This is a genomic window from Psychrobacter sp. Marseille-P5312, assembly GCF_900291405.1.
GTDB classification, from domain to species: domain Bacteria; phylum Pseudomonadota; class Gammaproteobacteria; order Pseudomonadales; family Moraxellaceae; genus Psychrobacter; species Psychrobacter celer.
In genome coordinates this window covers 893005-904484 of the sequence record NZ_OLML01000001.1, presented here as the reverse complement: position 1 = coordinate 904484, position 11480 = coordinate 893005, and the positions used below count along the sequence as shown (strand labels likewise).

The following is an 11480-nucleotide window of genomic DNA, read 5'->3' as shown; positions in this document are numbered from 1 at the left end:
TCTATACCTATAGTACATAGCGGCTCATTCTTGATACGAGTAGCTACTATGAATTATTACTACAGGTAATTAGTTTCAATATTTAATAATTTATTAGACCTCTTGCAAAAGTAGTTGTAAGACACAACGTACATTATTGAACTCTACTTACATAATAGATATGCCAAACATAGATAAGCTACTCAAACAAAGTGACGCTGGTTTTAAACGCTACACTGGCATTCATAAAGCCACCTTTTATGACATGCTTGATGCCATGCAAGAGCATGAAGCATCTAAGACCAAATCAGGTAGACCAAGTGTGCTTAGTCTTAAGGAGCAGATACTACTCGCCCTGACTTATTGGCGTGAATACCGCACGCTTTATCATATCAGTATGGACTTTGGTATTCATGAGTCTTCTGCTAGCCGTATCATTCGTAAAGTAGAAGACACACTGATTGACTCTGGCAAGTTTGAATTGCCTAAAAAGCTGCCTAGTCGTGTCGATGAGGACATCAATTGGTCAGTCGTCATTGTCGACGCCACCGAAACCCCAATTGAGCGTCCAAAAAAAACCAAAGCGACTACTACAGCGGCAAGAAAAAACAACACACCCTAAAAGCGCAGGTTATCGTCCATTGGCAAACCGGCTTGATACTTGATGTGCAAACCTGTAAAGGGTCAATCCACGATTTTAAGCTGTATAAAGATACTTGTCCTGATTGGTTACCTGAGAATACTAACTATCTAGCAGACAGTGGTTATCAAGGGTTAGCAAATCTACATAAGCAAACCTTCACACCATTTAAGAAACCTCGTGGTGGTCAGTTATTGGAGATATGCAAACAGGCCAATCACTATCTGGCAAAGTTCCGTATTGTGGTTGAACACAAAATAGGCTTAATAAAGTTGTTTAAAATCGTGGCTCATAAATATCGCAACCGTCGTCAGCGCTATGATCTTAGAATGAAGCTGTTTGCTGGTATCATTAATTCCGAGCTTAACCTATGACTTTTGCAAGAGGTCTATTAAGGATGTTATATGAAAAGCTATCGTTCATTAAAAAAAGCAGCTTTGCTTTCAGTATCGATGTTAGTGGGCATGTCAGCGGCCAATGCGCATACCACAAACTTAGATGCTTCTGTTCTCGGTAATTGTGATGCGCTCACTAGTTTTGCAAGAAACGCAGATCATAATGATGCACAAATGTCCAAAGAGCAAAAGAAAAGTTATGTCGACGCCAGAGTGGCTTGTCAGGTTCAACATCAAGATCAACATTTGCAGTCTGAAAAGTATTTTGTGAAAAAATATGGTAACGATCGTGATAGCAATGCTGAAGCCATATTAAATGAATATATCGCGCATTAAAATATAAAAGTAGCAAGATGACAATATTGTCATCTTGCTGTCATCTCTCTGTCAGAATCAATAAGTTATGCTTTAGACTGAATTAATATCCTAAAGCTTTATGTACCCTCAACTAAATCAATTAAGGATTAACCATGTCACTCTTTAAATCAAAGTCTTTACCTAAAGCAATCGTAGCCACTGCCGTCGCTCTAGTCGTTTCAACCTCAGCTCTAGCACATGACCCTAAAATGCATGCTGAAAAAGATCAAATGAACTGTGAAAAAATGCAAAAGCATATGGATATGATGGGAAAAATGGATCATAGTAAGATGGACATGAGCGATCCTGCCATGAAAGCGATGATGGCTAACATGGGTAAAATGAAGCAAATGTACCAAAAACACTGCGTTACTAACGACAGTAAATCTTAAAAATTTTAGCTCTGTTAAATAGCAGTCAACACTTAACGGAAATAAATTGTTAGGAAAACATATGAAATTTTTATTGGGTGCGCTCTTTACCGTATTTGTGGCAATCGTTAGCGTGTTTGCGGTTGTTACTAGTGGCGTTGTCAATGTGGGAGCTGACCAAGAGCATAGCCCAATGATGTTTAGCTTTTTAGAAACTGCTCGCAATCGTTCCATAGAAAATGCCAGTAAAGATATTGTGGTACCAGATTTAGAGAAGGCTGAGCTAATCAGTTCTGGTGGCGCGGACTATAAGGATATGTGTGCAGGCTGTCACTTGTCTCCGGGAGTGGCACAAACTGACTTTAGTGAGGGCTTATATCCAAAGCCGCCCAACTTTACCAAGGCTGATATTGTCAAACGTTATCAAACAGAAGACGGTGCAAAGCAAGGCTTTTGGGCAATCAAGCACGGTATTATGGCATCTGGAATGCCTGCGTGGGGCGCGTCCCATGATGACGGTAGAATGTGGGCAATGGTAGCCTTCATTAGATCGTTACCTGAATTAGATGAAAGCCAATACACGATGCTAACCACTAGGATAGATGGCGATATGATGGACATGTCATTTGACGGTGATATGAATATGTCGGATGATGGATCTGGAATGCAGCATTAATACTTTCTAGATATGAAAGCCTCCTAACTCACGGTTGTCGCTATTAATAATGCAGTACTGAACAGTGTTGCATTTAATGTTTTTAGTTAAGTACATAAGAATTCAAATATAGGGTGTAAGTTTTTAGAATATCGAGCATAACAATAGACGTTTAGGAGTAATTTAATGAGACATTACACACATGTGCTTTCTAATGGACATAGCTGGTTATCCAGTCGTGTACTTTTATTGGTGGTGACATCGTCACTCTCGTTAACGCTAGCCGCTTGCAGCCAATCTAATACCAGTGGCTCTGATTCTCAACCAGTAAAGGTTGAACAGTCTGCTACCCAGAATGCACAAGTACAAAATGAAAGTTCTGCTCCTACAAATGCTCCCGTTAACAGCTCGTCATCATTACTCAAAAACGTCTCAGCCACGGTTTATAAAGATGCCAACTGCGGCTGCTGTAAAGAATGGGTAGGCTATGCCGAAGGTCATGGTCTAAGCGCAACTGCGCAAGACGTTACAGATTTATCTTTATTTAAAGAGCGTTATGGCGTACCACAGCAAATGCGCTCTTGTCATACCACCGTTACCACCGACGGTTTTGTCTTTGAAGGGCATGTCCCTGCTAAACACATGGCTGAATTCTTAGCAAATCCTCCTGCACAAGCTATTGGACTTGCCGTACCGAGTATGCCGGTTGGTAGCCCCGGTATGGAGTATGAAGGTAAATTCATGCCTTATAAGGTAATGCAGCTTAATAAAGACGGCACCACAGAAGTCTATGCTGCTATTGAGTCTCCTCAGCAGCAGCTGTAGTGTTGGCTTAGATGTGAATAGATTCTGTTAAATATCGAAAATGTTATAACTATAAGCTTAACCACCATCTCTCAAATTAAATCAGGTTATCATTATGAATAAAAAGAACATACTGAACCGCCGACGTTTTTTAACCGGATCCTCTGCTGTCCTTGGTGCCTCCTTGATGCCGACTATTGCTAGTAGCGCATTGGGACAATCGAGTCGCTCAGGCAGTCAGGGCGCTACTATTAACAGTGATAAACCCGATCATAAAGTACCCATACTGACAGGCAAAGAGTTTGATCTTTATGTCAGCAAAAAACCCATCATTGTTGATGGCAAGTCAAGCACGGCGACGCTCATTAATGACTCATTACCAGCGCCAACGCTAAAAATGCGCGAGGGCGATACGGTAGTGATACGCGTCCATAACCAAATGAATGAGTCGACCTCTATTCATTGGCATGGACTACTAGTACCGTTTGAGATGGATGGGGTGCCGGGCATTAGCTTTGATGGCATTCCTGCGAACAGCACCTTTACTTATAAATTCAAATTAAAACAATCAGGCACTTATTGGTATCACTCGCACACTGGATTCCAAGAACAAACCGGTATGCGCGGGGCCATCGTCATTGAGCCGAAAGGGCGCGAACGTCATCCTATCGAGGAAGACCATGTCATTTTGCTCAGTGATTGGACGCACCGTGACCCGCACAACTTGGTTAAACTATTAAAGCAACGCGCAGACTTTGATAATTATCATTTACCAGATTTTAAAAAGCTACTGTCCGATATTGCCGCAACAGATCTAAAAGCTGCTTTTGATAAGCGCAAAATGTGGAATCAGATGCGCATGATGCCGACAGACTTTACTGATCTGTCTGGTGAAAAAACCTTTACCTATCTGATGAATGGTAAAACCACAGCGGCTAACTGGACGCAACTTGTCAAGGCTGGACAGCCTGTCAAACTACGTTTTATTAATGGTTCAGCGCAGACGATATTTGATGTACGCATCCCCGGCCTAAAAATGAAAGTCGTCGCGACGGATGGGATTGATGTCAGTCCCGTCGATATCGATGATTTCCGTATTGGGGTGGCCGAGACTTATGATGTCATCGTGACGCCCACTAAAGACGCGCATACCATATTTGCTCAAAACATAGATCGGACAGGCTATGTTGCGACAACGCTTGCTACCAAAAAAGGTGCTCGTCCTGCGATACCTGCTATGGACAAAGTCGAATGGCTGACGATGGCCGACATGATGGGCGCCATGGGATCGAATGGCTATAACGCTAAACATGCCAAAACAGAATATGACTTTAAGTCCGATATGCGCGTTGATAGTCCGCGTATGAACCTTGATGACCCTGGTATTAATCTACGTAACATTGATAGAAAGGTTTTGAATTATAGTCAGTTGCGCTCTGTCGGCGATGAGATAATGGCAGAGCAGCGCAAACCCACCAGAGAGATTGAAATACATCTGACGGGAAACATGGAGCGCTATATTTGGGCTCTAGACGGGGTTATGTTCAAAGATGCCGCACCGGTCAATATTAAGCCGGGCGAGCGCGTACGTATTACCTTAGTCAATGACACCATGATGAATCATCCCATGCATTTGCATGGTATGTGGAGCGATCTGCGGATGCCTTCAGGTGAGTTTCAAGTACGTAAGCATACGATAATGGTACAGCCTGCACAAAAGATAAGCTTTGATGTCACCGGAGAAGCTGGCAGATGGGCATGGCATTGCCACTTGCTCTATCACATGGAAGCAGGGATGTTTAGAGAAGTTGCCGTTGTTTAATAAACCTTCGAATATGAGCCTTATTATGAAAATATATAAAGTAGGTCTACCGTTTATTGGCATGTCATCTTTGATGCTACTAATGTCACCTTTAGCAAACGCTGCTGAGATGTCGAACATGGATCATGGCAGTATGGACATGTCTGGTATGGATATGTCAGATATGGATATGTCAGATATGGATATGTCAGATATGGATCACAGCAGCATGGATATGTCGGGCAATATGTCAGATATGGACCATAGTGGCATGGATATGTCAGGCGATATGTCAGATATGGATCACAGTGGCATGGATATGTCAGGCATGGACCATGGCAGTATGGATATGTCAGGCATGGACCATGGCAGTATGGATATGTCAGGCATGGACCATGGCAGTATGGATATGTCAGGCATGGACCATGGCAGTATGGATATGTCGGGCATGGATCATGGCAGTATGGACATGTCAGGAATGCAAGGTGGCGAAGCACCAGCCGATGCTCGCAGTCCTGACTACTCGAACGGTGTTCCCTATGGTCGCTTTGGTAAGCCTGTGATGATGGGTAGCTTACCGTTATGGGGCGTATCAGTAGACGATTTGGGCTATCAATTTGACGATGATCAAATCAATTATGAGTTTGATACGTGGTACGGTACAGACAGCAACCGCGTAACGCTACGTAGCGAAGGTAGTATCCAAACTAAAGATGATAAAGAAATTGATAGCTTAACCTCACTATCTTACTGGAAGCCACTTAGTATTTTTTGGAATGGGGAAGCCGGTGTTGCTTATGATACCGAAAATGATAAATCTGCCGTGATGGCTGGTATTGCAGGCACTGCACCTTACTTCATCGAAACCGATGCTAGAGCTTATTTATATACTGATGGGCAAGTTCGTCTAGATCTAGGTGCGGAGTATGAGTGGCGCTTAGATCAACATTGGGTAGTGATTCCAGAAGTAGAGCTGACGGCATTTAGCAAAGATGATACAGATAACCATATTACTAAAGGCTTTAATGAGTTTGGGGCTGACGTTAGGCTTACTTACGAGATGTTAAGTCGTCAGCTCGCGCCTTATGTGGGTATCAGCTATGAGACCGCTTTAGGCAACGCAAGAGATTTGCGACGTCAAGAAGACGAAGCTGTTGATTCTAGTAGCGTTACAGCTGGTGTGAAATTTTGGTTCTAGTGTTAACCATGTAAGTAACAACAGTTTATAACACTAGCTCTAAAAAAAGGCACCTCTTTATTTAGGTGCCTTTTTACTAAATTAAGGACAAGAATATGAATAACCATATGGATAATAAACAGAAGCAAATGAACCCTTATGTAAAGTTCACAATCATGATTTTAACATCGACAGTCGTGATGTTTATCATGATGTATTTTAATACTTATCAATGGGATCACGTTTATTTTAGCGAAACCAGAGCTTATATGGCGTTATATATGGGCGCTATGATGGCTATTATTATGCTCGCCTTTATGACCAATATGTATAAAAAAACTAAGGTCAATCTAATGGTTTATGGGATTAGTGTCGTGCTATTTGCCTTTGGTTTATGGGGCGTTAGATCACAACAAACGGTCGATCAAGTGGATTGGATGCAGGCGATGATACCGCATCACTCGATTGCTATTTTGACCAGTTCGCGTGCTGATATCGAAGATCCACGTGTACGTCAGCTTGCTGATGACATTATCGAAGCACAAAAGCGTGAAATCGGTGAGATGCAAGCACTTATTGATGAGTTGGAATAGGCAGTCACAAATTTTGAGCACTTTGTATTAGGTGTTATTAAGTAAGCAGACTATTGAGAGGTGTACGTTCACACACTAGCACTATATCATTACTTATACTAAGGAAATAACAAATAAGGAGTCCTTGTAATGGTTATTATGATGCACGGTATGATGAACGGGACTATGCACGGCATGATGAATGGATCGATGCACGGTATGGGTTGGGGAGAATCTATTGTCTCCTTATTGTTTACAGTACTGGTTTTTGCGGTACTGATATTGACTATTATGGCCTTACTCAAATATTTGCGTAATAAAGATTAAGTTCCAATTGAAACTTAATTTTCGAGATATCTAGATTAGTAATTAGATGAATAGCAATTAAAGGTTGATGATTGTGCTTTAAAAGCTTTATTTATTGTCTTCAGGGAGTGGTTTTATGAAACATATTGCCGATGAAAAATCTATCAAAGGTGGTCAGTACGATAAAGTGCCAGAAAACTATAGTGGTACGGTTTATATCTGCCCGATGCATCCTGAGGTTAGAGATACTGAAAAGAGCGATTGTCCGATATGCGGCATGTTTCTTAAACCTGAAGACGAGGTTGCTGAATCCAACAACCATGAAGATAGTCATGCGCATTGTCATGGAGCGGATGCTAATAATAGTAATGAGGTAAATTCTGTCGAAGACGATAAGTACGACAAGATACCGGAAAATTATAGCGGTACGGTCTATATTTGTCCTATGCATCCAGAAGTAAGAGATGTTGAAAAAAGTGACTGCCCAATATGTGGCATGTTTCTTAAACCTGAAGACGAAGTTGCTAAAGATGATAGTCACGCTAGCTGTCATGGAAAGGATACTGATAGTAGCGGAGTAAAATCTGTTAAAGGCGGTAAATACGATAAAGTACCTGCTGATTACGATGGCACGGTATATACCTGTCCTATGCATCCTGAAGTGAGAGACGTTAGAAATAGCGGTTGTCCGATATGTGGTATGGCGCTTGAGCCCGAAACGCTTACTATCGGTGAAGAGGACACCTCAGAGCTTGACGACATGACTCGTCGTTTTTGGATATGTACCGTGTTGACTGTACCGCTATTAATATATGTGATGAGCGGTATGTTTGGAGTTGACTTTAGTCAGTATGGTATACCTTCACAGGTTTTACAATGGGCTGAGTTAGTGCTCGCGACCCCTGTAGTGCTTTGGGGCGCCGCCCCGTTTTTCGTTCGTGGCTGGCAGTCTATAAAAAGCCGCAATCTAAATATGTTTACTTTGATTGCGATAGGCGTAGGCGCTGCTTATATTTTTAGTATTGTCGCGACCTTTTTTCCCGATATTTTCCCAGACAGTTTCAGAGATGCCTCTGGTCAAGTCGGAGTCTACTATGAAGCAGCAGCGGTCATTGTGACCTTGGTGCTACTGGGTCAAGTATTAGAGCTCAAAGCCAGAAGCCAAACTTCAGGTGCGATTAGAGCTTTGCTTGAGCTCGCACCACCAACCGCAAGACGTGTCGATGAAAACGGTGAAGAAGTCGAAGTCTCGCTTGATGAGGTCGTCACTGGCGATAAGCTACGGGTTAAACCAGGTGAGAAACTACCCGTAGATGGTACAGTGATCGATGGTAATAGTAGTGTTGATGAATCAATGGTGACGGGTGAGCCAATCCCTGTATCAAAAGTAGCAGGAGATACAGTGACTGGTGGTACGGTAAATGGCACCGGAACGCTATTAGTCGAAGCGGTCAATGTTGGAGCAGATTCAGTATTATCTAAAATTGTACAAATGGTTGCTGAAGCCCAGCGTAGCCGCGCGCCTATCCAGCGCTTGGTAGATCAAGTGGCGGGTTGGTTCGTACCTATTGTTATTGTCACCTCTATCATAACCTTTATTGTCTGGGCGATATTCGGCCCTGAGCCCGCTATGGCCTATGCCTTGGTTAACGCGATTGCGGTACTGATTATTGCTTGTCCTTGTGCCCTTGGTCTAGCGACGCCGATGTCCATTATGGTTGGTACCGGCAAAGGCGCGCAAAACGGCGTCCTCATCAAAAATGCTGAAGCGTTAGAGAGTATGGAAAAAGTCGATACCATTGTCGTCGACAAGACCGGAACACTGACCGCTGGTAAGCCCGAGCTTACCGCAATTGATGCGCAGGTAGGTCAAGATGAAGACGAGTTCCTCGCATTGGTAGCCTCAGTAGAAAGCGCTAGCGAGCATCCTTTAGCAGAAGCTATCGTTAGAGCAGCTCAAGAAAGATCACTCATTATTCCTAAAGCTACTGACTTTAATTCGACTACTGGCGAAGGCGTACAAGCCGTGGTCGATGGTAAGAAAGTCGCTATTGGTAACTCTAAGCTTATGGAAAGCCTAAATAGTTTTGATAATGAGCTGTCCACTAAAGCTGATGTCCGTAGAAAAGACGGTGAAACGGTAATGTTTGTGGCTATAGACGGTAAAGCTGCTGGTATTATTTCAGTTGCTGACCCTATTAAACCAAGCACTAAAGAGGCTATTTCACTGCTTCATGACGCAGGTTTAAAAGTTGTGATGCTAACCGGTGACAACGAAAAAACCGCGCAGGCAGTCGCCAATAAACTAGGTATTGATGAAGTTCATGCGGATGTCTCACCAGAGGATAAAAACCGTATCGTCAAAGAAATGCAAGACAGCGGTAAATTGGTCGCTATGGCGGGTGATGGTATCAACGACGCACCAGCGCTAGCGCAAGCTAATGTTGGTATCGCTATGGGAACCGGTACCGATGTGGCGATGGAGAGTGCGGGCATTACCCTGCTAAAAGGTGATTTAATGGGCATTGCCAAAGCTTATAAGCTTAGCCACGCCACCATGCGCAATATCAGACAGAATCTGTTTTTTGCCTTTATCTACAATGCACTTGGTGTTCCTATTGCCGCAGGTGTGCTCTATCCCATATTTGGGCTTCTGCTCAGTCCGATGATAGCAGCGGCAGCGATGAGCTTGTCGTCATTCTCGGTGATTGCTAACGCGCTGCGATTGCGCCGTTTGAAACTATAATTCTGGTACGGTAAAAAGTGTTCTAAAGCACACTGACACATACTGGTCTAAACAAGATCACAAAATATAAGGATACCGTTATGGGCAGCTTTTCTATTACACATTGGCTGATTTTATTGGTCGTAGTGGTGGTCGTATTTGGTACTGCCAAGCTTAAAAATGCAGGTAAAGATTTAGGCGGTGCGGTGAAGGGTTTTAAAGAAGCGGTCAAAGATGAAGAACCCGAGAATGCTCGCAAAAATCATGTGCTTAGCCATGAAAATAGTACGCCAGCTGCAAGTAATGATTTAAATACGCGTGTAGGTAATCAGGCTGATGATATGGAAATCAGCCCTATTTCCACTGATGATCAGCCTAAAGTATGAAGCGCGCCGCTTATAAATAGCGGCACTAAGTAGTCTATTAATATATGTGACTGTTATGTTTGATATTGGGTTTTCCGAATTACTCTTGTTTGGCGTCATTGCTTTAATCGTATTGGGCCCAGAAAAACTGCCGCAAGCCGCACGTACCGCTGGGCAATGGTATGCCAAACTGCGCCGTACAGTATCCACTCTACAATCTGAAATAGAAGCTGAGCTTGATCTAGCTGAAACACGTCAACAAATGCAAAATGAACTTGCGAAAATCCGTCAGACCGAGTCGGATATGAAGCGCGAATTAGCAGAAATGCGTGGCAGTATGCAAAAGTTTGAGCAGTCACAGAACCAAAGCCTAGACGCTTCACATCAGTCAATCACCCCTTATGATAAAGACCATCAACAGAATACTACCTCCTCGTTCATTAAACAGGAGGCGGATCAGTGAGCCTATTTAAACGGCAAAAAGGTCGACAAGAAAAAATAACAGATATAGAGTTTGAGGCGCCAACAGATACAACACAGAATAGTGAGTCTGGAGATACGTTAGGTACGCTTGGCGATATGCCTATTACCGGACATTTAATCGAGCTGCGTACGCACTTAATAAGAATATGCGTGGTCGTCTTAATTATATTCTTAGTATTGGTGGGATTTTCACGCGAGCTTTATAATCTTTTATCAGACCCATTAGTGGCGCAGTTACCCATCAATTCGACCATGATTGCCACTGATATAACGTCAAACTTTATGGCACCCATTCGCTTAACGATATTCGTCGCCGCATTTTTAGCAATGCCTTATATCCTGTATCAAATTTGGTCATTTGTAGCTTCCGGCTTATATAAAAAAGAGAAGAAAATTGCCATTCCTGTACTGCTATCTTCGATATTTCTATTTTATGCTGGTGTTGCTTTTTCCTACTTTGTCGTACTCAAAGGGGTATTGAAATTTTTTATTATGTTCGCTCCGCAGAACGTTATACCAATGACCGATATTGACAGTTATCTGAGCTTTGCCCTCAAGCTATTTATGGTGTTTGGACTGACTTTTGAGATTCCAGTGGTTACCTTATTGCTGATAATGGCCGGAATCGTTTCTACTCAAATTTTAGAAGATAAGCGTCGTTATATCATAGTCGGCTGTTTTGGGATCGCCGCGGTAGTGACACCGCCTGATGGTGTATCAATGCTGTTGTTGGCGATTCCTATGTGGCTATTATTTGAGCTGGGTTTACTCTTAGCAAAGATATTAATTAAAAATGAACGAAATAATGATTTAGTCTCAGGGAATGAAACATTAGAAAGTAGCTAGCACT

Annotated in this window: 12 protein-coding genes and 1 pseudogene; all 13 read left to right on the top strand. The window is 42.7% G+C overall.

Features of this window, described 5'->3' with window-relative positions; translation table 11 throughout:
• Nucleotides 1–160 precede the first annotated feature (160 nt).
• Nucleotides 161–601: a transposase family protein gene (locus C6W44_RS03890; protein WP_105243994.1), complete on the top strand. Its 441-nt coding sequence runs from the start codon at nt 161–163 to the stop codon at nt 599–601.
• A gap of 8 nt (nt 602–609) precedes the next feature.
• Nucleotides 610–993 (top strand): annotated as a pseudogene (locus C6W44_RS03885) (transposase family protein); the annotation flags it as partial.
• Nucleotides 994–1023: 30 nt separating this feature from the next.
• A complete protein-coding gene (locus C6W44_RS03880; protein WP_105244298.1) occupies nt 1024–1350 on the top strand; it encodes a hypothetical protein in 327 nt (108 codons plus the stop codon).
• Between the two features lie 134 nt (nt 1351–1484).
• On the top strand, nt 1485–1763 hold the full coding sequence (locus C6W44_RS03875) for a hypothetical protein (RefSeq protein WP_093068416.1): 279 nt from the start codon (nt 1485–1487) through the stop codon (nt 1761–1763).
• Nucleotides 1764–1824: 61 nt separating this feature from the next.
• Entirely contained in the window at nt 1825–2418 is a 594-nt protein-coding gene (locus tag C6W44_RS03870; RefSeq protein ID WP_105244297.1) for a c-type cytochrome, read from the top strand.
• 165 nt (nt 2419–2583) lie between these two features.
• A complete protein-coding gene (locus C6W44_RS03865) occupies nt 2584–3222 on the top strand; it encodes a DUF411 domain-containing protein (RefSeq protein ID WP_105244296.1) in 639 nt (212 codons plus the stop codon).
• 94 nt (nt 3223–3316) lie between these two features.
• Entirely contained in the window at nt 3317–5023 is a 1707-nt protein-coding gene (locus tag C6W44_RS03860) for a copper resistance system multicopper oxidase (protein ID WP_105244295.1), read from the top strand.
• Nucleotides 5024–5048: 25 nt separating this feature from the next.
• Nucleotides 5049–6200, top strand: a complete 1152-nt coding sequence (locus tag C6W44_RS03855; RefSeq protein WP_105244294.1) for a copper resistance protein B — start codon at nt 5049–5051, stop codon at nt 6198–6200.
• A 95-nt stretch (nt 6201–6295) separates the two neighbouring features.
• Nucleotides 6296–6772 carry a DUF305 domain-containing protein gene (locus tag C6W44_RS03850; protein ID WP_037059145.1) on the top strand — a complete coding sequence of 159 codons (477 nt, stop codon included), beginning with the start codon at nt 6296–6298 and terminating at the stop codon, nt 6770–6772.
• A 421-nt stretch (nt 6773–7193) separates the two neighbouring features.
• Nucleotides 7194–9803, top strand: a complete 2610-nt coding sequence (locus C6W44_RS03845) for a copper-transporting P-type ATPase (protein WP_105244293.1) — start codon at nt 7194–7196, stop codon at nt 9801–9803.
• Between the two features lie 80 nt (nt 9804–9883).
• A complete protein-coding gene (gene tatA, locus C6W44_RS03840; protein WP_011959992.1) occupies nt 9884–10168 on the top strand; it encodes a Sec-independent protein translocase subunit TatA in 285 nt (94 codons plus the stop codon).
• A 55-nt stretch (nt 10169–10223) separates the two neighbouring features.
• Nucleotides 10224–10610: a Sec-independent protein translocase protein TatB gene (gene tatB, locus C6W44_RS03835; RefSeq protein ID WP_036599454.1), complete on the top strand. Its 387-nt coding sequence runs from the start codon at nt 10224–10226 to the stop codon at nt 10608–10610.
• Entirely contained in the window at nt 10607–11476 is an 870-nt protein-coding gene (gene tatC / locus C6W44_RS03830; RefSeq protein WP_105244292.1) for a twin-arginine translocase subunit TatC, read from the top strand. The genes tatB and tatC overlap by 4 nt, the downstream gene beginning before the upstream one ends.
• Nucleotides 11477–11480: the final 4 nt, after the last annotated feature.